The organism is Kitasatospora sp. NPDC058046, assembly GCF_042885595.1.
Taxonomy (GTDB): Bacteria; Actinomycetota; Actinomycetes; order Streptomycetales; family Streptomycetaceae; genus Kitasatospora.
On record NZ_JBHVRS010000015.1, the window covers coordinates 209,956 to 231,302 of the forward strand.

Below are 21,347 nucleotides of genomic sequence, written 5' to 3' on the forward strand. Positions count from 1 at the left end.
AGGTGGGGGGAGGTTCGGGGGCGGCTCGCCGTGGTGATCAGCCCACCGCCGTGATCAGCTCACCGTGGTGATGAGCATCAGCGCGGCGACGGCCAGCAGGGCGACGGCGAAGGCCTTCTGGAGGGTGCGCCCGCTGAGCTTGTCGGCCAGCCGCTTGCCGTCCCAGGCGCCGAGGATCGCCGCCCCGGTGAAGGGGGCGGCCACGGCCCAGTCGATCGCCCCGGCTGAGCCGAGGCGGGGCAGCAGGGCGGCGAGCGAGTTGGCGGTGATGACCAGCAGGCTGGTGCCGACGGCCTCGGCCATGGTGAAGGCGAGCACCGAGACCAGGGCCGGTACGGCGAGGAAGCCGCCGCCGACGCCGAGCAGTCCGGTGACGGCGCCGAGCCCGGCGCCCGCCGCCGTGGAGCGGCCGACTCCGGCGGCGGAACGTTCCTGCGCGTTCTTCGCGGGCGGCTTCAGCATCCGCCAGGCCGCGAGCGCCGCCAGTACCGAGAAGGCACCGGTCAGCAGCGCGCCCGGCAGATGGGCGGACAGCGCCCCGGCGGCCATGGCGGCGGGCAGTCCGGCGGCGGCGAACAGCGCGCCGGTGCGCCAGCGGACCCGGCCCGCCCGGGCGTGGGCGAGCAGCCCGGTCAGCGAGGTCGCGGCGACGATCACCAGGCTGGCGGTGGTGGCCAGCGCCGGGCTGAAGCCCAGCAGGTAGACGAGGGCGGGGACGGCGAGCATGCTGCCGCCACCGCCCAGCCCGCCCAGGGCCAGCCCGACCACCGCACCGGCGGCGAGCGCCAGGATCAGCGTGGTCATATCACGTGCCCGGCGCCGCCGTCGGGCGTGGTGACCGGCAGCCCGGCCAGCGCCCAAGCGCCCATGCCGCCGACCACGTTCAGTGCCTCGACGCCGCGCCGCGCGAGCAGTTCCGCCGCGCGCCCGGATCGGTTGCCGGAGCGGCAGATCGCCAGCACGGTCCGCCCGGCCGCCCCGGTCGGCAGTGGGACGCCGGCGGCCAGCCCGATCAGCGGCTGGTGCAGCGCGCCGGGGGCGTGTCCGGCGGCGAACTCGGCGGCCTCCCGGACGTCCAGCAGGACGGCGGCGCCGGTGCGGGCGAGCTCGTGGGCCTCGGCGGGGGTGGCCCGCCCGGGGGCGCCCGGTCCGTGGGCGTCGGGCCGGTGGGCGTGCGGCAGCAAGGGCATGAGGTGTCTCCAGTGGTGCAGACCGGACCGCAGTGGTCCGGCGGGTCGGGGGCGGCGCGGGCGTCCGTACGGGCCCGGTGGCCCGGTGCGGGTGGTGTGCCGGGTGCGTGGCACGGCCGGTGCGTCCTCGGCCCCGCCGGCACCTGGCCCGTACCTGGCTCGGCGGCGGTGGCCGGCCCCTCGGTGCCCCACCATAGTACCCCCGGGGGTATTATCGAAATCACTCGGCGATACCCCGTCCCGTATCGGCTCGGGCAGCCGTATGCTCGCAAATATACCGAGGGGGGTATCAGAACGGCGCTGCGGCGCCCGACACCGCCCAGGCCTACGAGCCGCCCACCCCCGCACCGCCCGGCCCCGAGCCGCCCAGTCCTATGCCGCCCAGGAAGGTCCCCCGTGTACTTCGCCCAGTTATCACGAGTCTGACGTTTCCGCCCAGCTCAGGGGCATGATCGACCATCCGGGGTCAGCAAAAGGTCAGCAGGATTCCGGGAGGTACCAGCAGATGGCGACCACAGGCCTCACCCGCGGCATGGGCAGCTTCTTCAAGGAGTGCGAGCATCCGGAGTCCCGCTGGAGCAAGTGCCCGCACGAGTACAAGATCAGGTACCGCAACGCGGCCGGGCGGCAGACGGAGGAGTCTGGCTTCGTCAACCAGGAGAAGGCGAAGGCCCGCCTTGCCGAGGTCTACCACGCGCGGAAGAACTCCCCGCAGAGCCAGCGCAAGGCGGAGCGCATCAAGAAGTACGGCGGGATGCACTTCTCGGCCTACACCGCTGAGTGGCTGAAGGGTCAGCGTCACCAGAGCCCGACCTCGCTGCGGAACATCGACTCCATCCTGAAGAACCACCTTCTCCCGGCATTCGGCAGTCGCCGCATGGGCACGTTCGACCACAAGGTCGTGGAAGCGTTCGTCGAGACCATGGAGCGGAACGGTGTCGGCCTGGCCGCCCAGACCAATGCCTTCGTCAGGCTGAAGACCATCCTGCTGGACGCGCACAGGCTGGGCCTCTACGAGGACAGCCCGATGAACGGTGTCCAGCCTCCCCAGTACGACCCGGAGCGGGTGGTGATCCCCTCCCTCGCTCAACTACAGGAGATTCGAAGCACCGGTGACGACGCCTTCCGCCTGGTCGCGGAACTCATGAGCGGCTGCGGCTTGCGCAACGGCGAGGCATTCGCCGTCAACATCAACAACATCGTCGCCGATGACGTCTACCGCGTCACCGAGCAGGTCAACCAGGCGACCAAGACCTACGCGCGCCTGAAGCACCGCAAGGTCGGCGAGTACCGCGACGTGCCGCTGCCGACACGCACCAAGCAGGCCATCGAGCGGTACGCGGACACGTACGGGACCGTGGACGGCTACCTTCTGCGCAATCCCAAGGACATCGGTCTGGCCATGCCGCACCACGTCATCCACAACCAGTGGCAGAGGATCAGGGCCTCCGGGCAGGCCGACATCCCCGAGGGCATGGTCCTCTACGGCCTGCGCCACTTCTTCGCGTCGAACTGCCTCAGCAACAACATCCCGATCACCGACGTCGCGGAGTGGATGGGCCACCGCAACATCGAGATCACCTTCAAGATCTACCGCCACCTCATGCCCGGCTCCATCAGCCGCGCGGCGCAGGTCCTGGACCTCGGTCTGGCCGCGTGAACGAGTGCGGGTCTGCCCGTCATGGGCAGGCCCGCACTTGCACCGCCGGCTCAGGCGCCGGACAACCGCTGCTGCCTCACCCAGGCATGCACCTCCGACACCTTGAACTGCAGCTTCGCGTTCCGCCCACCACCGAATCGGTAGGGAACGAGTCCCACCCGAGGAGCGTCCCGGTATACCCACGCTACGGACATGTTCAGGTACTCGGCAGTCTGCTTGACGCTCATGAAGTGCTCGGGCACGGGCTCCTCCTGGGTGATCGGTCGAACTCGCGGAGCCTGAACTATCCATGGAGAAAAGCAGTTTGGCCGCGCCGTCGCCGCGTGATAGCGCCCGAAGGAGGGCCGCTTCCAGTGGCCTGGGGCAGTGGCGTCGGAGTTCACGCGGCAGATCGCGAGCGCCTCGATTGCGTCGATAAAATACCCCCGGGGGTACACTCGACATAGAGCCAGCCTGTCAGACCCGACGAGGAGAAATCCCGTGATCTTCAGCCAGTACTACCTCGACTGCCTCTCCCAGGCCTCGTACCTGATCGCCGACGAGCGCACCGGCCAGGCCGTGATCGTCGACCCCCGCCGGGATGTCGACGAGTACCTCGCCGACGCCACGGCACGCGGCCTGACCGTCGTCGGCGTCATCAACACCCACTTCCACGCCGACTTCCTCGCCGGCCACCTCGAACTGGCCGACCGTACCGGCGCCTGGATCGGGTACGGGCACCGGGCCGAGACCGAGTACCCAATCCGCAAGCTCGCCGACGGCGAGCGGATCGAACTCGGCGACGTCACCCTGCAGATCCTGGAGACCCCCGGGCACACGCCCGAGTCGATCAGCATCCTGGTCTTCGAGCAGCCCGACGACACCGTCCCGTACGGCGTGCTCACCGGCGACGCGCTGTTCATCGGCGACGTCGGCCGCCCCGACCTGCTCGCCTCGGTCGGCGTCACGGCCGAGGAGCTCGGCGCGATGCTCTACGACAGCGTGCACCGCAAGCTGATGGGCCTGCCCGACGAGACCCTCGTCTTCCCCGCCCACGGGGCCGGCTCGGCCTGCGGCAAGAACCTCTCCACCGACCGCCAGTCCACCATCGGCGCGCAGCGACTGACCAACTACGCCTGCCAGCCGATGGACCAGGACACCTTCGTCCGCATCGTCACCGCCGGCCAGTCCGCCGCCCCCGCCTACTTCGGCCACGACGCCGCCCTCAACCGGCAGGACCGCCCGCTGCTCGACCGCACGAACGCCACCCGCCCCCTGTGCCCCGAGGGCTTCAGGGAGGCCCGTACCGCGGGTGCCGTCGTCCTTGACGCCCGCAGCCCCCAGGACTTCGGCGCGGGACACCTGCGCGGCGCCGTCAGCGTCCCCGTCGACGGCCGCTTCGCCGAACAGGCCGGCACCGTCCTCACCCCCGACAGCACCATCGCGATCATCGCCCCGCAGGACCGCGAGGACGAGGTCGTCACCCGCCTCGCCCGCATCGGCTTCGACCACATCGCCGGCTACCTGCGCAACCCCGACAACGCCCTGCCCGCCCTCGCCGACGACCTCACCCCCGCCAGCCGCCTCACCGCCGACCAACTCCGCACCACCCTCACCGCCGAACAGCCCCCCACCGTCCTGGACGTCCGCACCTGCGGCGAACGCGAAACGGGATCCATCGAAGGATCCCTCCACATCCCCCTGACCGAACTCCCCGCCCGCCTCGACGAGATCCCCACCGACCACCCCCTGGTCGTGCACTGCGCCAGCGGCCACCGCTCCTCCATCGCCGCCAGCCTCCTGCGCCACCACGGCCACCCCGACGTCTCCGACCTCCTCGGCGGCTACACCGCCTGGCACATCCTCACCCACCCCGCCCGGGCCTGACCCCAGCCGTCCCGCTTCACCTTTGTCCGGGCCACGGAAGCGGGACGTGGCCGTGGTGGGGCTCGGAAAGGTGAGTGTCGGTCACTGCTGCGGCAGCGCGAGCAGTCGGGCGTGCAGGCGTTGTACATCCCGGCTGCTGGCGATGTTCCGGTACTGGTCCTTGCTGGCGGAGTACCAGCTGGCGGCAGCCTCGGGCAGCCCGCGACGTTCGGGGTTCCTGATGCGTCGAGGGGGGAGGCGGCTACAGGCGGACGGGCAGCGCGAGGCGTTCGATGCGGGCAGCGAGGTTGGGGTCGCTTTCGGTGCGGCCGAGCCGGCATATGGTGGTGGTGCGTACCGAGGTGGCCTTGACGCCGCGCATGCTCATGCACAGGTGCTCGCCGGTGGTGAAGACGGCGACGTCGTCGGTGGCGGCGGCCTTGGCGAGATCGTGGGCGACGTCGCGGGTGATGCGTTCCTGGAGCTGGAGGGCGTGGGTGTGGGCCTCCAGGTGCCGCACCAGTTTGGACAGGCCGAGGACGGCGGTGGCCGGCACGTAGGCGATGGAGACGTCGAGGCGGAAGGGGAGCAGATGGTGCTCGCAGACGCTCCACGCCTCGATGCCGGTCAGCAGGACGAAGTCGCCGAACCGGCCCTCCTGGGCGAAGCTGGTGTCGAGCCTGCCGGGATCGTGGTCGAGGAACTCGCCCCACCAGTCGGCGAACCGGCGGGGCGTGTCCTTGAGACCGTCACGGTCGGGGTCTTCGCCGAGGGCGAGCAGCAACTCGCGGGTCAGCTCTTCGACGCGCGGGCGGTCGACCGGGCGGCGGCGCTGGGCTTGCACGGGTATGGACGTCATGGTCATCCCTTGGGGTGAGTTGACGGTAGGTGGGCCGCGAAGTGCGGCGTGTCAGAGGTGGGCGGCGCTCGGCAGACAGCCGAGGATCGGTACAGCGGTGAACGCCTCGGCGTACCGGGTTCCGATGCGGGCGCCCCAGAGCCGGCCGAGGTTCTCGGCCATGGGCCCGAAGTGCTGCTCGATCGGCTGGCTCACGTGCTCGCGCAGCGCGGCCATCTTGGTGTCGAAGGTCGCGGTGGTGTCCACGATGACGTCGGCGCGCACCGGGCCGTCGAGAGTGAGCGAGTTGTAGGTGTCGCAGGTGTAGAAGCGGCTCGGCCGGCCGGTGGCGATCCGAGGCTCGGGCACGGCCGCGAGCACGGCGGCGGCGACGGCCCGGTGCTCAGGGTGAACGTCGTTGAGCGGGTGGGTGATGACGACGTCCGGCTCTGCCTCCAGCAGCACTTGCTGCATGGTGGCGTGGTCGAGCCGGGGCACTTGGCGTAGTTCGGCCCCGAGGACGGCGGCGCCCTTGCGGGCCTCGGCGTCGCGGAGTTCGTCGCGGTACGGGACGACGATGGTGACGGCGGCGCACCGGGAGTGGAGGGCGAGGGTGGCGCCGGCCCACAGTTCGGCGTCGTCGGGGTGTGCGAAGGCGGCCAGGACCGAGCCGGGCACGGCATCGCTCACCACAGCCCCAGCTTCTCGACGACATCGGCGGGCTTCGGCAGCTGGGGGCTGGCCTCGCCGCGGAGGGCGACGGGCACGTCCAGGTCGCGGCGCACCGTGATCATCGCCTCCCAGCGCAGCACGTCGGCCCAGGCGGTGGTGATCGCCGCGCCCTTGGCGCCGGTCAGCCGGCCGGAGCTGGACAGGTCATGCAGCCGCATGCCGTCGCGCAGCAGGGTGGCGGCGACCTTCGGCCCGACGCCGCGGACGCCGGGGATGTTGTCGGACTTGTCGCCTGTCAGGGCGCGGAAGGCCGGCCACTGGGCGGGAGTGACGCCGTAGCGGGCGAGGACCTCTTCGGTCGTGATGATTCGCTGGGAGGACTTCCGGGAGCGGTTGAGGACCCGAACGCGGTCGTCTAGGACCTGGTAGAAGTCCATGTCCCGCGACATCACCAGGACCGGCCGGGAGGCGGCGGCCCGGGTGGCGAGGGTGGCGATCACGTCGTCGGCTTCGGCGTTCTCGATCTCGACCCACCGGATCCCGTACGCGTCCAGGCCGTCCTTCACCGGGGCGAGGAACTGCAGCGGCTTGAGCGCCTCCGGTGTCGCCTCCCGGTTCGCCTTGTACTCCTGGTCGGCGGCGACGCGCTCGGCCGTGCCGTGCTCGCCGTCGAAGACGACCAGGACCTCGGGCTGTGCGACGTCGAGGTCGTCGCGGACCGTGGCGCGCAGCAGGGCGAAGAAGGCGAACAGGCCGGTCAGTTCGCGGGTCTTGTCGCGGGAGAAGATCGGGGCAGGGAAGCCGAAGGTGCCGGCCCACAGAAGGTTGAATCCGTCGACGAGCAGCAACGGAGCAGGGGTTGCTGGGGTTTCGGGCATCACGACACCGCCTCCAGGAAGAAGTCAGCGATTCGGCGCGGCTCGAACTGGGCCGCCTGCCGATACACGGTCTGTGTAGTCGCGGCGTACAGTATGTCATCTTCCAGCAGGGTTTGGGCCGCCTTGTGGAGAGCGGTCGGGCCGTCGTCGTGGTCGACGAGGAGGTGGTCGCCGTCGCCGGTCGGGCTGATCAGGGCGGGCAGGTTGCCGACCCGGTAGGCGACGACCGGGGTGCCGACGCTCATCGCCTCCAGCGCGACCAGGCCGAAGGTCTCCTGGTGGCTGGGCACGATCACCACCGCCGCGCCGGAGAGCCAGGGAAGCACCTCGTCCCAGGCCAGCGCCCCGCGCAGACGGACGTTCGGGGTCCGGGCGGCTGCTTTCCTGCAGGCGTCGAGGAGTTCGGACTGGGATCCCGTACTGTCCTCGAACCCCGCTTCGGCGAGGGCTACTTCGAGGGGCCGGTCCCAGTCGGAGGCGGCCTCCAGCAGGTCGAGTGCGCCCTTCTCCGGCCCGAGCCGTGCGAGGACGCGTACCGGGCCGCTGCGGCGCAGCTGCTCGCGGAGCTCCGGCGCTGGTGGTGCCACGATGGGGTTGGGCATGAGTGCGTTGGGGACGACGCGGAGGTTGCGCGGGCCCCAGCCGGCCAGCTCGTCGCGCATGACGGCGGAGGGCACGAGGACGCGGGTGGCGCGGGCGAGTGCGGGCCCGGCGTCGAGGGTGTGCGGCTTGACGTGGGCGGCGAGGGCCCGGCGAACGTGGCCGGGGATGTCGCCGCGCAGGCGGCCGAGGCCCCACAGCGCGTCGGTGAACAGGACGGTGTCGATGCGGTGTTCGGTGATCAGGTCCCGGATCTGGCGGGTCAGCCTGGTGTCCTGGTAGGTGACGGCGCGGCGCAGCACGTCGTCGTCGCACGGGAACTGCACGTCGTCGAGGCGCAATCGGGCGATGGTGACGCCGGGAAGGCCGGGGCCTTCGGGCTGGGGTGCGGCGGTGGCGATGACGGGCCGGTGGCCATTCCGGGCGAGGCCGAGGGCCAGCGCGGCCGTCGCGCGTTCGATGCCGGCCGGGGCGTCAGGGGTCCAGGAGACGAGGACCAGCAGGACGCCGCGGGAGGAGGGCTGGGTGATCACCGGGCGCTCACCCACTTCAGGGCGGATACGGGTTGGGTCTGGCCGCTGTGCGGTGTCTCCCAGGGGAAGACGACCCAGTCGTCGACGGTCCAGGCCCACCGGTCGGGGATCTGCGTGCACCCGCGGTTGCGGAAGAGTGCCGCCGTCATGATCTCGGCGGAGTAGTCGAGCCGGTCGTTCAGCGCATTGCTGACGGCGGTGAACGTCGCTCCGGTGCCGGCGATGTCGTCCACGAGGAGCACTGTCCCGGACAGGCGTCCGGGCAGGGAGTTGGCGAGCCGGACCGCGACGTCGCCCGTGGCCTGCTGGAACGGGGCGTCGCTCTTGTTGTGCCTGGCAGCGACGGTGTGGAAGGGCACTTTGAGGTAGTCGGCCATGAGGCGGGCCGGTTTGATCCCGCCGGAGGCGATGCCGATCACGCAGGTCACGTCCGGGTCGATCCCGACGACGGACTCGGCGATCAGGCGGGCCGCGTCGAAGCACTGGTAGTGCGTCGGCGCGAACGGGACGCGCTGGGCGAAGACCCGCCTGCCGGTGCGCGAGGAACTGGTCACGAGGAACCCCCGGACGTGGGCAAGCGCAGGTCGGCCGGGCCGGTGACGGGGACGAACGCGGAGATGCCGGTGGCACCCCGGGTGTTGCGCCAGGCGTAGCCGTCGGCGCGCAGGACGGTGAAGCCGCCCGCACTGGTGCGGGTGCGCAGCCGGACCCGGACGCCGTCGGGGACGGCGAGCGGGCTGACGATCTCCCGGGCCTGCTCGTCGGTGAGCATCTGCTCGGCGGCGAGTGCGGTGCCTTCGCCGATGGGGAGCATCTGGAGGAAGGTCACCCCGCCGGCACCGAGTTGGGCGGCGCGGTCCAGTAGTTCCTGGGCCTCGTGCTGGTTGGACCGCATGAGGACCATCTGGAGCTGCACGAACAGGCCTTCGTCGACGGCGGCGCGGATGCCCGCGACGGCGCGCCGGTAGCTGTCCTGGCCGCGCCAGCGGTCGTGGGTGGCCTCGGTGGCGCCGTCGAGGGAGACCCGGATCGCGTCGAGGGAGTCGGCGAGTCCCTCGGCACGGCGGGCGAGGTGCCACCCGTTGGTGGTGCAGCTGACCACGTTGGTGCCCTGGTGGCGAATGGCGCGGGCGAGCTCGGGCAGGTCGCGCAGCAGCAGCGGCTCGCCGCCGGAGATGTCCACGCCCAGCACCCCCGAGGCGGCGATGTGGCCGGCGAGGACGCGCCGCTCGGCCGCGGTGGACTCGCGCACGCTCTTGTCGTCGAGGCACTGCGGGCAGTCCAGGTTGCAGCGCACGATCGGGGACCAGCACATGCTCAGCGGGAAGTCGAGCGGCAGGACGGAGGGGTCGGCCTCGGGCCAGGCGGCCACCTGCCGGTCGTCCAAGGCGACGCAGCCGGCGGGCAACGGCCGGGGTGGCAGGTGGTTGGTGCCGACCGCGGGGTCGTGCACGACGGTGGTGCCGTCGAACGTGGCGGCGGCGAAGGCGCGGATCATCGGGTGATCACCTCGGCGTCGGTCAGGTGCTTGTCAGCGGCGGCGACAAAGGCGTCGCCGCGGTCGACGGGGGCGGGAAGGGACAGCAGGTGGCGGTAGTGGGCGAGCGTCGCGGGCCAGGAGGCGAGCTTGGCCTGCCACTGGGCGGCGGCGTCCGGCGGATCGAGGTGGAAGCCCACGGCCTGACGCAGCGGGACCACGAGGCAGCCGGAGGCGATCAGGGCCGCGCCGAGGTGGGTGTCCTCCATGCCCCAGCCCAGCACCCCGAACTCCTCGTCGAATCCGCCGACGCCGACCAACTGCTCGCGCGGAACGGCCAGCAGCGCGGTGACGACCATCCGCGGCAGATCCCAGTCGTAGTAGGACCGGCCGTACCCGAGGGCCTGGAAGTCGTTGGTGGCATCCAGCGGGCGCCCATCCAGCGCGTCGGTGAGCGTGAGGCCGGAGTACGGCAGGACCTTGCCCACCGGGGGTTTCCAGGTGACGCGGTGGTCGGCACCGAGGAGCGGGGGTGCCTTGGGCAGCAACGGCTCACCGCAGGGCGACGCACGATAGGCGACGTTGTGCCGGAACCCGGTCAGCACGGTGTCGGCCGCGGCGCGCACGGCGACATCGGCGAACACGTGCGGCGGCAGCACCATGTCCGCGTCGACGAACAGGACGGTCGGTGCCTGGGTGAGGCGGACACCGGCGTTGCGCGCCGCCGCCGAGCCGCGTCGCTCGGCCAGGCGCACCGCGGTGGTGACCACCGGGTGCCGGCGGGCGATCTCGAACGTCGCGTCCGTGGAGGCATCGTCCACGAGGATCACCTCCACGTCGGCCGCGTGCTGCTGCGCGCCGAGCGCGTTCAGCACCGTCGGCAGGGCGTAGGCGGTGTTGCGGGCCGGGATCACTACCGACATCGTCCGGCCGGCGGCGGCCTGCGCGGGGGTGGGCTGGTGCCAGTTCAGACCGGTGCGCTCGGTGAACCCGGTGGTGAAGTACCGGTGGGCGTTGGCCTGGGTCTTGAGCGCGTCCGTGAGGCTGATGTTCATCACGGCCACCTCCATTCGTCGAGCACGGCGGCGGCCTGGGGCCAGCCGCGGGGGTCGGAGATCCAGTGCAGGACCGGGCGCTCCGGCAGGGCCAGGAGGTCGGCGAGCAGGACCAGGTAGTCGGGTTCGAGGACCAGCAGCACCCGTTGGGGGATGCCGTGGGCGGCGAAGTCGCGCCGCAGCTGCCCGTTCACGATCATGCGCAGCCCCTTGACCCGGTCGGAGTCGAGGCGCTGGTCGTACGAGGCGATCAGGTCGTCCGCACGCACCAGGCCGAAGGCCGCGGACAGGAAGCGGATCCGGCTGCGCGCGTGCGGGTGATCGGCGAAGCGGCTGTGCAACTGCGGCGCGATGCCTCCGGCGTACCGCTCCAGGGCGGGCAGGAGGCCGACGTCCGGCGCCTTGCGGCGCGAACAGCCCGCGATCACCAGGTCGCCGATCACGCCGCCCTCACCACCCGGAAGCCGATGCCCGGCGAGCTGAGCTCGGCCGGAGCGGCGTTCAGGAACGTGCACCGGGCGTACAGCGGCAGGGAGTTGTAGGAACCGCCGCGGATCACAAAGCCGCCGCCGATCGTCTTCGAAGCAGTCCACTCCCAGCAGTTGCCCGCCATGTCCCACAGCCCGGTCGGGGTCCGGCCCCCGGGGTGGGAGTTGACCGGGGTGAGCCGTCCGCAGAGGTCGCGCAGGTTCGCTCGTCCCTCGGCCGGCTCCTCGACTCCCCACGGGTACCGTCGGCGCTCGGGCCCGGAGGCCGCCCACTCCCACTCCTTCGACAGCGGCAGCCGGCCGCCCAGGTCTGCCGCGATCCGGGCCGCCTGCGCGTGGGCCACCCCGACCAGCGGCCGGTGGTCCGGAGCGAGGCCGAGCTGGGCCGGGGTGACCGGGGTCGCCGTCCACTCCAGGTCGACCACCTTCACCGGCTTCTTCCGGTCGCCGAACAGGCAGACACCGCCCGGCACCGGCACCCAGGCGAGCCTGTGGTCGATGAGGTTCGTCGTCATCGCTGCCCCTTCATCCGGCGATCAGGAACAGGTCTTCGGCGTTCACGCCGGCCCAGACCTTGGACTTGGCGAGGTTGGGCCGCAGCCCACAGCGCGCCAGCGCGCCGGTGAGGGCTTCGAGGGCCTCTCCGGCCTGCTCGGCGCCGCCGCAGAAGACGCAGTAGTTGTCGGCGAACCGCACCGTGCGCAGCCCCGCGAGCCTCGCGTCCGCCCGCGACAGCCGCAGGTTGATCAGCAGCGGCGCGAGCGCCGTGCCCGGGACGAGCGGCCACGGCAACGGCTCCAGCACCCGCTCGAACAGGCGCAGGAACGAGCCGTCCGCCACGTGCTCGGCCAGCCAGTCGGTGACCTCGGCCGCGCACGACCCCTCCGACACCCGCCGCACGTCCACGTCCGCCACCCACCGGAAGCCCTCCCGTAGGTGCCGGTCGGAGTCGCGCAGAGCGGTGACCCGGTTCCGCCCGGCCCGGTAGCCCGAGACCCAGTCGGCGAACGCCCGCTGCTCCAACACCGGCTCGATTGCGGACCGCATCGCCCGCTGGACGATCCGGTCCGCCACCGTCGGGATCACCGAGGGCATCGCCTTGCCGGTGTAGGTGGTGATCGCCACCTCGCGCAGCGGACCGGGCCGCCAGGAACCCGTCCGAAGTTCCTCGGCCAGGGCTTCCAACCGGCCGTCCATGCCCTGCCGGAACTGCGCCCAGCTCATCCCGTCGGCGCCCGGCGACCCCGCGCGGCGCATGCAGGCCCGTGCGGCGGCCTTCAGGTGTCGGGGTTCGATGAGGAAGGACATCAGCGAATGTGCGCGCGCGGGACGGGAGTTGGCTATAGTAGGTCGTGCCTGGACGGCATGCAGGATCCCGCTCCCCACTGCACCGCATACTTGGCCGCTACCCAACACGCGCGGCCTCGGGGAGCCGGAACGACCGCGCCGTCCAGGTGCTTCGCTGCTCTCACCGGCCACGTTCGGCCTCCCAGAGCAGCGTGTGCAGCCGCGGCGTCAGGTTCCAGCCCCGCCCCAGAACCTCGTCCGCCAGCTCCCGCATCGTGCGCAGGACCACCGCGCTGTTCGCTCCCTCCGGCATGACCCACACGTCGGGAAGCGAGAACTCCTCCACCAAGGAGGCGACTTCGTCGAGCTGGCCGGCCTCGTGCACGACGAACTTGAACCGGGCCTTCCCGCAGGCGGCCAATGCCTCCAGCGCCTCCGGGACGATCCGCCGGTCTCCAGGCGCGGCGAAGGCCTCCAGCTTCGGCGACACGTTGAACGCCGCGACCGACTCGACCAGCTCCGGCCGCGGGACGATGGTGCCGTTCGTCTCCACCTCCACCCGGCGGCCCGACAGCAACTGCATCAGGTCGATGAGCTGGGGCTGCTGGAGCAGCGGCTCACCTCCGGTGACCACCACCAGCCGGGGCGAGCGGGCCATCACCCACGCCGCCAGATCCTCGACGCCGTGCCGCGTGGACACCTCCCGCGGGTCGAACCGGGACCAGTCCCACGTCTCCGGGGTGTCGCACCCCGGACAGTGGAGGTTGCACCGCGACAACCGGACGAACAGCGACTGCTGCCCGACGCTCGGACCCTCGCCCTGGAAGGTCGGCCCGAAGCACTCCGCCACCAGCAGACCCCTGCCGCCGACGACCTCACCCCCGGACACGCTCACCGCTCCTCCAGCACGAACTCGGCCCAGCTGCTCGCCGTTTCCGACACCCGCACCGACACCAGCCGGCCCGGCAGCGAGGGTTCCACGTGCTCCACGAACCAGCCGGCCAGCCAGGCGGCGAGGTTCTCCGACGTCGGGGCGACCGACAGGACGTCGTTCAGCACCCGGTGGTCGAGCGTGCTGTCGATCAGCTTCTTCACCGGGGCGAGCTCGCCGAAGTCGGTGACGAACCCGGGCGGCACCAGCCGGTCGGCGGTGAGAACGAACTCCACCGCGTAGGAGTGGCCGTGCATCCGCGCGCACTGGTGTCCCTCCGGCAGATCGGGCAGGGAGTGGGCCGCCTCGAACCGGAACGTCTTCCCGATCCGGTGTCGGCCGGGCACGACGACCCCGTTCATCGGGCCACCCCGGTGGGCGCGACGGCGTACTCGGTCGGGTCCTCGACCTCAGCGAGCGCGAACGCCTCGATCCGCTCGGTGCACGTCCCGCACGTCCCGCAATGAAGCTCGCCGCCGCGGTAGCACGACCAGGTGTCCGCGAACGGCACACCGACCTGACTGGCGACCCGCACAATGTCCGCCTTCGTCTGGTCGATGAACGGCGCCAGCAGCCGGAAGCCCTCGGCGATGTACCCCTCGTTGCCGACCCGTGCGACCTCGCCGAACACGTCGAAGAACTCGCTGCGGCAGTCCGGGTAGACGGCGTGGTCGCCGGCGTGGGCGCCGAACGCCACCGCGTCCGCCCCCGCGGCGACCGCCGTACCCACCGCGACCGAGAGCATGATCGCGTTCCGGTTCGGCACCACGGTGCTGCGCATGCTCTCGGCGGTGTAGTGGCCGTCGGGCACTTCGACGGCCGGGTCCGTCAGTGCCGAGCCCGACAGCAGGCGGCCGAGACCGCTCAGGTCCACCACCTCGTGGCGGGCGTTCAGGCGGTCGGCGGCCTGGCGCGCGAAATCGAGTTCCTTCCGGTGCCGCTGCCCGTAGTCGAAGGAGAGCAGCGTGAGCCGGCTGCCGCTGTCGGCGAGCCAGTAGGCAACGGTGGTGCTGTCCAGCCCACCGGAGGCGATCACCACCGCGTGCTGCGGGGGAGCGTGTTCAGTCATCTCCATACGTCTTTCTTGTAGTCCTCCGCTGTCGGAGGTCGGAGTGAGTCCGGGACACCGTGCGTCCGGTCACCGTGCGTCCGTGACGGGCCCGGCGAGCGGGCCGACAACTCACGGACGGGCTCAGACCGGTCGTGGTCATCGGTTTCCTTGCCTGGAAAGCTGTCGAGCTTGACGAGGGCGCCACCCGAGCACGGCCGGAGAGCGTGCCGACGCCCACGTGCGTCCGGCTCTGCGGCAGTGCGTAGGGAGGACCCCGATCCAAGGTGCGAAATCCTTGGGGGCTCATACGGAAGCACCTGCCAAGCCCGGTGGAACAGTGCAGACTTGTGGCAACGTGCGGCAGTGATGTTGAAAAGGCGCTGATGACCTGCACAGTTGGCGCACCAGGAACTCTCGGGGAGAGCGCGATGACACGATGGGGACGGCTCGCCGTGCAGCGCAGGGCCGCCGGCTACACCCAGGAGCAGTTGGCCGCGCTGATGGACGTCGACCGCACAACCGTCCACCGCTGGGAGAAGGGCACGGCGACGCCGCAACCGTGGCAGATGCCGAAGCTCGCGAGGTTGCTGAAGGTCTCCGCGACCGAGTTGCGTTCCCTGCTCCCTGGAGGATCGGATGCGGTCGGCGCGCCGGCCGCTGTTCCGGAGAAGGGCGACGGCCGAGCACAAGCGGCGAACCAACACAGCCGGGGCGAGCAGAAGGTGACGCCCGTACGGTCGACCTTGGCACAGGTGAGCGGTCTGGTCGTCGACTGGCTCTCCATCAGCTCACCGACCGAAGCGACCACGTTGGTGCTGCCGGTGACCGAATCCGACCTCGGCGCCGCCGAGGGAATGCTCGACCTGTTCCGTCAGCTCGACCACACACACGGGGCTCGGCAGTACCAGCGACAGGTCAGCTGCTACATCGACAACGAACTCGAAGCACTTCTCCGCCGCCCGGTCGCGGACGAGTCGATCGCTCGTCGGCGGGCGGGGCTCACAGCAGGATTCTGCGAGCTCGCCGGATACCAGGCCGTCGACACCGGAAGCCCCGACCAGGCCCAGGCCTACTACCGGCGCGCGCTCACCCTGACGGCCGTGACCAACGATCAGGCGTACAGCGCCTACCTCGTGGCGGTGAACCTCGGGCACCTCGCGCTCCACTGCGGAGAGCCGGAGACCGCCCTGCGCTGGGCAGCCTCGGCCCAGGCCGCGGCCGGGACCGCCGCGAGCCCGGCAACCCGGGCCGCCATCACCGCCGTCGTGGCCCGCGCGAACGCCAGGATGCGCCGCGAGGCCGAGGCGACCGAGCTGATCATCCAGGCCGAGAAGCTGCTCGACACCGTTGACCACCAGGACGAGCCCACCTGGATCCGTTACTTCAACCACGCCTACCTCGCGGACGAGGTGGCCCACTGCCTCCACGACCTCGGTCGCGCCCCGGCCGCGAGGAACCAACTCGCCGAGGCGCTCAGCGGAGTGGGGGAGGACAGGGTCCGCCGGCGGGCGATCGACGCCGCTCTGCTCGCCGCCACCTGGTTGCGCACCGGGGACCTCGACCGGGCGTGCGCGGCAGGCCGGGACGCCGTCGCCTATGCGGCCAGGACGGGGTCAGGCCGGTGCGTCGAGCGGGTGGCCGGCGTCCTGGCCGACCTGCGGGTCCATGCCGACTACGCCCCGGCCCGGGAGCTGTGCGAGTTCGCCCGGGCCGTGCTACCCGAGGCCGACGACATGGCCGTCAAGCTCTCGGGCGGGTCATGAGGCGGCGGTAGAAGTCGAGTTCGGCGCGGAGGGCCTGTTCCCGAGCGGCGGGCGCCGACAGGTAGTGGTCGCCGTCCTCCAGCAGCAGGCTGTCGTGGTCACCGCCGAGGGCGGCCAGGTCCTGCGCGAACTGCATCGCCTCCGCGGCGGACGTGATCGTGTCGGCGGTGCCGTGGATTACCAGCACGGGACAACGGATCCGTTCCGGCGTCGCCGAGCCCGCAGGCCCGCGAAGAGCGGCCGCGTGGGGGCGCTGGAACTCCGGGACGGACAGCTCCCACCGAGCGGGGTCGATGATCGCCGAGGTGGCCGTCGCGCCGGCGAACGGCTCGGGACGACTCGCCGCCTGGAGAGCCGTGTACCCGCCGGCGCTCGCGCCGCTGATGAACATCGCCCCGGGCAGTGCCACGCCGGTCGAACGCAGGTGCTCGGCCGCCGCGGCGCAGTCCTCGACGTCGTACTCGCCCCAATGGCCGTGCAGCACCTGCCGGAACGCGCGACCCAGGCCGGTGCTGCCCCGGTAGAGGACCTCGGCGACGGCGAAGCCGTGGCTGACGAAGAACTGGGTCGTCCAGTCCAGCCGCAGGGGCACATCGTCTGTCGGACCGGGGTGCGCCCGCACCAGAAGCGGCACTGGCGCCGCTATTCCCGCCGGCCGGTGCAGCAGAAAATACACAGGCCCGTCCGCACCCCGTGCAGTGTCGATCGACGGTGGGACAGGCGCCCATGGCGGAACGGCCCCTGACCGGGTGCCCACCGGGATGGCCGGGGCGTCGGCTTGTGCTGCGAGGTCGAGCGACCAGAGCCCGGGGGCGGACGACGGGGAGGAGCCGATCACGGCGAGCCGGCCTTCGTCGACCGCGATGTACGGCTTCACCGAGGTAAGGTTCGGGCCGAGCCGGCGCCGACCGCCGGAGGGATCGACGGCGACGAGTTCGGCGGAGAACCCGTTCAGGACGGTCAGCACGATGGTGCCGTCGGGGGCGAATCCGTAGGACTGATAGCCCGCTTCCCAGGGCGCCGGCGCGCAGTCCGCATCGATGGGCAGGACCGGCGTCACCGTGTCGTCGCGAAGCCGGTAAAGGTTCCACCAACCCGTTCGGTCGGACATGAAGTACAGCGACCCGTCCGGCCCCCAGGACGGCTGGACCACGGACTCCGAGGAACTGCCCGCCACGGCGTCACCCGCCCCGGGGCGGCCGGAACGGATGTCGGCCAGCAGGAGGCGGCAGCTGTCCCAAGGCATCTGGTTCCGGCTCCACTCCAGGTACGCCAGGGCGTCCCGGGCGAGCCGGGGACAGGAGAGGAACTCGGAGGAGCGAACCAGGATCTGAACGTCTCCGGCCGGAGTCACCGCGACGATCTCGTCCGCAGCTCCGTCACCACGGACCGCGAACACGCTGCCGTCCGGGCCAGGAGTGAGGTCGCCGTAGTGCTCGGAGCCACGGACGGGCAGGATCCTGTCCGGCGCGCGGCCGAGCGGTTGACGGAAGAGGGAGCCGCCGTCACCGACGTACCACACCGCGTCCTCCACCACGGCGAAGCTGCCGCCGCCGTAGGCGTGGAGCTCACCCCCGACTGAGAAGTCGGATGGCGTCACCGCGAAGGCGTTGCCGGAGCCCTCCGAACACATCACGCGCCGGACCCCGCCGTGATCGGGGTCGGACTGCAACCACCACAGCGAGCCTGCCACAGCCTGGAGTTCGTCGTACGCGACGACCTTCCGCGCGACCCACGCGGGTGACAGCCCTGTGCCCTGAGACCTCATGGAAGGGATCCTGCCGAATCACGCCGGTAAGTGCCACCGCCGCAATGTGACCGGTACACGTCGGTGGGACGCCCGGTCTGACTTCGGAGAGAGGCCGGGAGGCTTCCCGGGAACCTCAGCGCTGCCGCCCGGTTCCGTTTACGGGTGGCAGCGCTGGGTCGGCTCGGCGGCTGTGGGCTACATGGCGGCCGCGATCGGGCTCGTGGTCAGCTCGCTGATGCTCTCGGCGGCCTTGCGGGTGTGGTAGATCAACGGCCGCAGGTCGGCGGGCATTTCGGCGGAGCGCCGGAGTAGGAGGACGGAGCCCATGATGGAGTCGTGCCACAGGACCGGGGCGGAGACGGAGTCCCAGCCGGGCATGCACTCCTGGCGGCCGACTCCGAAGCCGAGCCTGCGGATCTCGTCGAGGGACGCGTTGAGCGCGTCGTTGTCGCGGATCACGCCGGGGCCGGCGGTCGGCGGGACCTCCTCGGCGAGCACCAGGTCCTGGATGGTCTGGGGCAGGTGGGCGAGGATGACTCGTCCGGAGGCGCCGGTACGCAGGGAGCGGGAGACGGAGACGACGTCCTCGGCGGACATGCCGACTTCGGCGGGGTCGATGTCGCCGATGACGTAGTCGGTGCACAGGCGCTTGGCGCCGCCGAAGGGGGAGAGCACATAGAGCAGGGCGAGGCCGCCGGTGGCGGCGTGGAGGCGTTCGAGGATCGTGTGGGTGGACGCGGCGCTGGGGGAGTGGGCCATGGCTTGGACGCCGGCGCGGGCGGTGCCGGTCCCGAGGCGGTAGCGGCCGCGGCCGATCTGCTCGAAGACGCCGTCAGTGACACCGGTCTTGAGTATCCGGTGGGTGGTGGCGTCGTCCAGCCCGGCGGTGGCGGCGATGGCGCGCAACGAGTGCACCTCGCCGGGGAGCTGGGTGAAGGCCCGCTGGACGGCGAAGGCGCGGGCCGCGAGCGAGGACGGCGGCTTGCTCGGTGCGTCCTCCTGGCGCTGCTTGGACACCGTGTCGGGAGCGGGCGTGGTGGTGCTCGTCATGTTCGGCTTCCGGGGGATCGTCGCGTCGTCCGGCGACGACGCGAGGGGGACGTTCCGCGGTAACCCGCCGGAGGCGGGCGCAGGGAAGGAGGACCGGGCGGGCGGCCGGTCAGCGGTCGACGTCAAGGACGATCTTGCCGGTGGTGCGGCGGGCGGCGAGGTCGTGGTGGGCCTGGCGGGCCTGGCCGAGCTTGTACACCGGGCCGTTGAGCGGCTTGATCCAGCCTTCGGTGACCGCTGTGAACAGCGCGGACATCGAGTCGTTGAGGTGGGTGCGGGAGGGGTAGAGGTTCGGCAGCCAGAAGCCGCTGACCGCCTTCGACCCGGCGAGGAGGCTGGTGATGGGGACGAGGCCGTTCGCGCCGGTCACCGAGCCGAAGACGGCGAGGCGTCCGCGCGGGGTGAGGGCGGCGAGGGTGGCGTGGACGACGTCGCCGCCGGTCATCTCCATCGCGGCGGTGACGTGGCCGCCGGCGGCGTCGAGGATCCGCTCGGTGAGGCCCTCGGTGGTGGAGGAGTCGACGACGGCGTCCGCGCCCAGTCCCGTGGCGATCCGTCGCTTGTCCGCGCTGGAGGCCATGGCGACGACCTTGGCGCCGACGTGCTTGGCGAGCTGGACGGCGAGCGAGCCGACGCCGCCCGCCGCGGCCGGGACGAGGACGGTGTCCCCGGCGGTGACCCTCAGGTCGGTGAAGAGTAGGTGCCAGGCGGTGTTGCCCTGGAGCGTGAGGGCGACGGCGTCGTGGTCGGCAATGCCGTCCGGCACCTCGAAGGCGAGCTTCCGGTGGACGACGGCGGTCTCGGCGTAGCCGCCACCGCGGCTGAGCGCGATGTAGCGGCGCCCGTCCTCCGCGATGCCGAGTACCTCGTTGCCCGGCACGAACGGGGCGGGCATGGGCGCGGGGTACGAGCCTTCGCGCAGGTGGACGTCGGCGTAGTTGACGCCGGCCAGCCGGATGCGGAGCCGAAGGTGTCCGGGGCGACTCTCCGGCTCGGGCAGTTCGGTCGGCTCCAGGACCTCCGGGCCTCCGAACTCCCGGACGGCTATTGCGCGCATCTTTATCAGCCCCAAGTATTGCATGTCGGATTGTCGCTGAGTTCCCGCTGGCGGGTCGCTCGGACAGCGAATATACCCGCCATGGAACGCCGGATTCTGTTTGCGCATATAGGGGTCACGTCCACTGTCGGAGTGGAGGTTATCTGCGAGTGGTATTCGTCACGTGACGCTGAGTGGCGATCCCGGGGTGCTTGCTCACTGTGAGAATGCGGGGGAATTTTGCTACGCGTAACTGGGTGCTCTGCTTGCGGAGCGTTGCTTTGCTCCTTGCGGGAAGATCATTTCTCAGTCTCCGAAAAAGTCTTCGTTCTTCCCGCGTAGATACCCTTGATTTGTTGACCTGTATCCGGGTCGCTACTTAATGTCTCCCTGTCGCCGCAATCGCGGTCCGCCTGTTTGATGGGGAATTAGGTAATGGAGCTTCAGCTTCGTCCGGCTGTGATTCTGAGCCGGGCCGGCCGATGTTTCCGGGTGTCACGGCCAAGGGCAGAGTTACCGCGAGTGAGATCGGGCGCCCGCCCATTCCCTACGTACGGTGACCCTGGCTGTCGAAGGCCTGGGAACGGCGACCGGCTTCGGGCACTGACCGTCACGGGCGGATGTCGCCTCGTTGCAGGCTCTGCCGGAGCCTCGACCGCGTACCGAACAACGGGATGGATCTGTCGGCCGCGTTGCCCCTATGGTGCTGCTCCCGCCGCACGGTCAGCCGGCGGCCAGGGGAGGCCGGGCGGCTGAGCGCTGGTCCTGCGGCCCCACATGAGACCGGCGTCCTGGAGCTACCAACTCCTGGACGCCGGACCCGACACCCCGAAGGGTGTCGATTCACTACCACGCGCGCAGCGGGACTTCTTCGCACGAGGACCGCCGCGCGCGCTCCTACGAAGCAGGGAGTATTGCATGCCCGCCGCACCCAGCGGAACCCTGGCCGGCCCGGACACGGACGCACGCCCACGCCTCGCCGCCAGGCTCGCGGACATGATCCCGGGCGCTGCCGCGGTCACCGTCGGCTTCACCGACCCGGTGACCCAATGGCCCCACGCCTACGCCCGCGCCACCGACGCCGCCGGCCGCCCGATCCGGCTGGGCCCCGTCGCCAGAAGGATCGTCGCGCGGTGGATCGTCCGGGCCCACCCGGACGCAGACTGGACGCGCCCGCACCTCCTCGACCTCGCTGACGGGCAGCTCGCCGTCCGCACGGACAGCCCGGTCCGGGGGCGCTGAC

General features: G+C 71.2%; 23 protein-coding genes. 4 read left to right on the forward strand and 19 right to left on the reverse strand.

The window, feature by feature from the left end:
• Positions 1 to 54: 54 nt before the first annotated feature.
• Together ACFVU7_RS27900 and ACFVU7_RS27905 are read right to left on the reverse strand one after the other, a co-directional pair.
• A complete protein-coding gene (locus ACFVU7_RS27900) occupies positions 55 to 804 on the reverse strand; it encodes a sulfite exporter TauE/SafE family protein (RefSeq protein WP_074003096.1) in 750 nt (249 codons plus the stop codon).
• A complete protein-coding gene (locus tag ACFVU7_RS27905) occupies positions 801 to 1,190 on the reverse strand; it encodes a rhodanese-like domain-containing protein (RefSeq protein ID WP_388047747.1) in 390 nt (129 codons plus the stop codon). Before ACFVU7_RS27905 ends, ACFVU7_RS27900 begins: the two co-directional genes overlap by 4 nt.
• Positions 1,191 to 1,695: 505 nt before the next feature.
• Here ACFVU7_RS27905 and ACFVU7_RS27910 point away from each other — a divergent pair.
• A complete protein-coding gene (locus ACFVU7_RS27910; RefSeq protein WP_387828694.1) occupies positions 1,696 to 2,850 on the forward strand; it encodes a tyrosine-type recombinase/integrase in 1,155 nt (384 codons plus the stop codon).
• A 50-nt stretch (positions 2,851 to 2,900) separates the two neighbouring features.
• Here the strand turns inward: ACFVU7_RS27910 and ACFVU7_RS27915 are convergent, their stop codons facing one another.
• On the reverse strand, positions 2,901 to 3,092 hold the full coding sequence (locus tag ACFVU7_RS27915; protein ID WP_074003094.1) for an AlpA family transcriptional regulator: 192 nt from the start codon (positions 3,090 to 3,092) through the stop codon (positions 2,901 to 2,903).
• Positions 3,093 to 3,330: 238 nt separating this feature from the next.
• Between ACFVU7_RS27915 and ACFVU7_RS27920 the strand changes: the two genes are divergently transcribed.
• Positions 3,331 to 4,716 carry a rhodanese-like domain-containing protein gene (locus ACFVU7_RS27920; protein WP_387828692.1) on the forward strand — a complete coding sequence of 462 codons (1,386 nt, stop codon included), beginning with the start codon at positions 3,331 to 3,333 and terminating at the stop codon, positions 4,714 to 4,716.
• 241 nt (positions 4,717 to 4,957) lie between these two features.
• Here the strand turns inward: ACFVU7_RS27920 and folE are convergent, their stop codons facing one another.
• From folE to queC, 13 genes are all read right to left on the reverse strand, one after another.
• Positions 4,958 to 5,554, reverse strand: a complete 597-nt coding sequence (gene folE, locus ACFVU7_RS27925; RefSeq protein WP_074003092.1) for a GTP cyclohydrolase I — start codon at positions 5,552 to 5,554, stop codon at positions 4,958 to 4,960.
• A 51-nt stretch (positions 5,555 to 5,605) separates the two neighbouring features.
• Complete coding sequence (locus ACFVU7_RS27930; protein WP_387828690.1) at positions 5,606 to 6,223, reverse strand: PIG-L deacetylase family protein; 618 nt, start codon at positions 6,221 to 6,223, stop codon at positions 5,606 to 5,608.
• Positions 6,220 to 7,083 (reverse strand): 5'-3' exonuclease H3TH domain-containing protein, encoded by an 864-nt coding sequence (locus ACFVU7_RS27935; RefSeq protein ID WP_387828688.1) that lies wholly within the window; start codon positions 7,081 to 7,083, stop codon positions 6,220 to 6,222. Before ACFVU7_RS27935 ends, ACFVU7_RS27930 begins: the two co-directional genes overlap by 4 nt.
• Positions 7,083 to 8,231, reverse strand: coding sequence for a glycosyltransferase family 4 protein (locus ACFVU7_RS27940; protein WP_387828687.1), 1,149 nt, complete (start codon positions 8,229 to 8,231; stop codon positions 7,083 to 7,085). Before ACFVU7_RS27940 ends, ACFVU7_RS27935 begins: the two co-directional genes overlap by 1 nt.
• The gene (locus ACFVU7_RS27945) at positions 8,213 to 8,770 is read right to left on the reverse strand and encodes a phosphoribosyltransferase (RefSeq protein ID WP_388047749.1); all 558 of its coding nucleotides are present in this window, start codon (positions 8,768 to 8,770) and stop codon (positions 8,213 to 8,215) included. Before ACFVU7_RS27945 ends, ACFVU7_RS27940 begins: the two co-directional genes overlap by 19 nt.
• Entirely contained in the window at positions 8,767 to 9,714 is a 948-nt protein-coding gene (locus ACFVU7_RS27950; protein ID WP_388047751.1) for a radical SAM protein, read from the reverse strand. Before ACFVU7_RS27950 ends, ACFVU7_RS27945 begins: the two co-directional genes overlap by 4 nt.
• The gene (locus tag ACFVU7_RS27955) at positions 9,711 to 10,748 is read right to left on the reverse strand and encodes a glycosyltransferase family 2 protein (RefSeq protein ID WP_388047752.1); all 1,038 of its coding nucleotides are present in this window, start codon (positions 10,746 to 10,748) and stop codon (positions 9,711 to 9,713) included. The genes ACFVU7_RS27950 and ACFVU7_RS27955 overlap by 4 nt, the downstream gene beginning before the upstream one ends.
• A complete protein-coding gene (locus ACFVU7_RS27960; protein ID WP_387828679.1) occupies positions 10,748 to 11,191 on the reverse strand; it encodes a hypothetical protein in 444 nt (147 codons plus the stop codon). The genes ACFVU7_RS27955 and ACFVU7_RS27960 overlap by 1 nt, the downstream gene beginning before the upstream one ends.
• Complete coding sequence (locus tag ACFVU7_RS27965) at positions 11,188 to 11,751, reverse strand: formylglycine-generating enzyme family protein (RefSeq protein ID WP_387828677.1); 564 nt, start codon at positions 11,749 to 11,751, stop codon at positions 11,188 to 11,190. The genes ACFVU7_RS27960 and ACFVU7_RS27965 overlap by 4 nt, the downstream gene beginning before the upstream one ends.
• Before the next feature lie 10 nt (positions 11,752 to 11,761).
• A complete protein-coding gene (locus tag ACFVU7_RS27970; protein WP_387828675.1) occupies positions 11,762 to 12,544 on the reverse strand; it encodes an RNA-directed DNA polymerase in 783 nt (260 codons plus the stop codon).
• A gap of 160 nt (positions 12,545 to 12,704) precedes the next feature.
• Positions 12,705 to 13,412 carry a 7-carboxy-7-deazaguanine synthase QueE gene (locus tag ACFVU7_RS27975; RefSeq protein ID WP_387828673.1) on the reverse strand — a complete coding sequence of 236 codons (708 nt, stop codon included), beginning with the start codon at positions 13,410 to 13,412 and terminating at the stop codon, positions 12,705 to 12,707.
• 2 nt (positions 13,413 to 13,414) lie between these two features.
• The gene (locus ACFVU7_RS27980; RefSeq protein ID WP_388047754.1) at positions 13,415 to 13,816 is read right to left on the reverse strand and encodes a 6-pyruvoyl tetrahydropterin synthase family protein; all 402 of its coding nucleotides are present in this window, start codon (positions 13,814 to 13,816) and stop codon (positions 13,415 to 13,417) included.
• Positions 13,813 to 14,523 (reverse strand): 7-cyano-7-deazaguanine synthase QueC, encoded by a 711-nt coding sequence (gene queC, locus ACFVU7_RS27985; RefSeq protein WP_388047755.1) that lies wholly within the window; start codon positions 14,521 to 14,523, stop codon positions 13,813 to 13,815. The genes ACFVU7_RS27980 and queC overlap by 4 nt, the downstream gene beginning before the upstream one ends.
• A gap of 410 nt (positions 14,524 to 14,933) precedes the next feature.
• Here queC and ACFVU7_RS27990 point away from each other — a divergent pair, with 410 nt between their 5' ends.
• Entirely contained in the window at positions 14,934 to 16,268 is a 1,335-nt protein-coding gene (locus ACFVU7_RS27990) for a helix-turn-helix domain-containing protein (RefSeq protein WP_388047757.1), read from the forward strand.
• On the opposite strand, the gene ACFVU7_RS27995 is transcribed toward ACFVU7_RS27990, so the two are convergent.
• The 3 genes from ACFVU7_RS27995 to ACFVU7_RS28005 all read right to left on the reverse strand — a co-directional run bounded on the left by ACFVU7_RS27995 (position 16,246) and on the right by ACFVU7_RS28005 (position 20,125).
• Positions 16,246 to 17,379 (reverse strand): prolyl oligopeptidase family serine peptidase, encoded by a 1,134-nt coding sequence (locus ACFVU7_RS27995; RefSeq protein ID WP_388047758.1) that lies wholly within the window; start codon positions 17,377 to 17,379, stop codon positions 16,246 to 16,248. The two genes, ACFVU7_RS27990 and ACFVU7_RS27995, sit on opposite strands and share 23 nt — an antisense overlap.
• 834 nt (positions 17,380 to 18,213) lie before the next feature.
• Positions 18,214 to 19,068 carry an IclR family transcriptional regulator gene (locus tag ACFVU7_RS28000; protein WP_388047760.1) on the reverse strand — a complete coding sequence of 285 codons (855 nt, stop codon included), beginning with the start codon at positions 19,066 to 19,068 and terminating at the stop codon, positions 18,214 to 18,216.
• A 109-nt stretch (positions 19,069 to 19,177) separates the two neighbouring features.
• Positions 19,178 to 20,125, reverse strand: a complete 948-nt coding sequence (locus ACFVU7_RS28005; protein WP_388047761.1) for a zinc-binding alcohol dehydrogenase family protein — start codon at positions 20,123 to 20,125, stop codon at positions 19,178 to 19,180.
• An 897-nt stretch (positions 20,126 to 21,022) separates the two neighbouring features.
• Between ACFVU7_RS28005 and ACFVU7_RS28010 the strand changes: the two genes are divergently transcribed.
• Positions 21,023 to 21,346: a transcriptional regulator gene (locus tag ACFVU7_RS28010; RefSeq protein WP_388047763.1), complete on the forward strand. Its 324-nt coding sequence runs from the start codon at positions 21,023 to 21,025 to the stop codon at positions 21,344 to 21,346.
• Position 21,347: the final 1 nt, after the last annotated feature.

Excerpts from the sequence above, each read along its gene's own strand:
- ACFVU7_RS27910 (WP_387828694.1), top strand. The coding sequence starts at position 1,696 with ATGGCGACCACAGGCCTCACCCGCGGCATGGGCAGCTTCTTCAAGGAG.
- ACFVU7_RS27900 (WP_074003096.1), bottom strand. The coding sequence starts at position 804 with ATGACCACGCTGATCCTGGCGCTCGCCGCCGGTGCGGTGGTCGGGCTG.
- ACFVU7_RS28005 (WP_388047761.1), bottom strand. The coding sequence starts at position 20,125 with ATGCGCGCAATAGCCGTCCGGGAGTTCGGAGGCCCGGAGGTCCTGGAG.
- ACFVU7_RS28000 (WP_388047760.1), bottom strand. The coding sequence starts at position 19,068 with ATGACGAGCACCACCACGCCCGCTCCCGACACGGTGTCCAAGCAGCGC.
- ACFVU7_RS28010 (WP_388047763.1), top strand. The coding sequence starts at position 21,023 with ATGCCCGCCGCACCCAGCGGAACCCTGGCCGGCCCGGACACGGACGCA.
- ACFVU7_RS27935 (WP_387828688.1), bottom strand. The coding sequence starts at position 7,083 with ATGCCCGAAACCCCAGCAACCCCTGCTCCGTTGCTGCTCGTCGACGGA.
- ACFVU7_RS27905 (WP_388047747.1), bottom strand. The coding sequence starts at position 1,190 with ATGCCCTTGCTGCCGCACGCCCACCGGCCCGACGCCCACGGACCGGGC.
- ACFVU7_RS27955 (WP_388047752.1), bottom strand. The coding sequence starts at position 10,748 with ATGAACATCAGCCTCACGGACGCGCTCAAGACCCAGGCCAACGCCCAC.
- ACFVU7_RS27995 (WP_388047758.1), bottom strand. The coding sequence starts at position 17,379 with ATGTCCGACCGAACGGGTTGGTGGAACCTTTACCGGCTTCGCGACGAC.
- queC (WP_388047755.1), bottom strand. The coding sequence starts at position 14,523 with ATGACTGAACACGCTCCCCCGCAGCACGCGGTGGTGATCGCCTCCGGT.
- ACFVU7_RS27965 (WP_387828677.1), bottom strand. The coding sequence starts at position 11,751 with ATGACGACGAACCTCATCGACCACAGGCTCGCCTGGGTGCCGGTGCCG.
- ACFVU7_RS27990 (WP_388047757.1), top strand. The coding sequence starts at position 14,934 with ATGACACGATGGGGACGGCTCGCCGTGCAGCGCAGGGCCGCCGGCTAC.
- folE (WP_074003092.1), bottom strand. The coding sequence starts at position 5,554 with ATGACGTCCATACCCGTGCAAGCCCAGCGCCGCCGCCCGGTCGACCGC.
- ACFVU7_RS27970 (WP_387828675.1), bottom strand. The coding sequence starts at position 12,544 with ATGTCCTTCCTCATCGAACCCCGACACCTGAAGGCCGCCGCACGGGCC.
- ACFVU7_RS27950 (WP_388047751.1), bottom strand. The coding sequence starts at position 9,714 with ATGATCCGCGCCTTCGCCGCCGCCACGTTCGACGGCACCACCGTCGTG.
- ACFVU7_RS27980 (WP_388047754.1), bottom strand. The coding sequence starts at position 13,816 with ATGAACGGGGTCGTCGTGCCCGGCCGACACCGGATCGGGAAGACGTTC.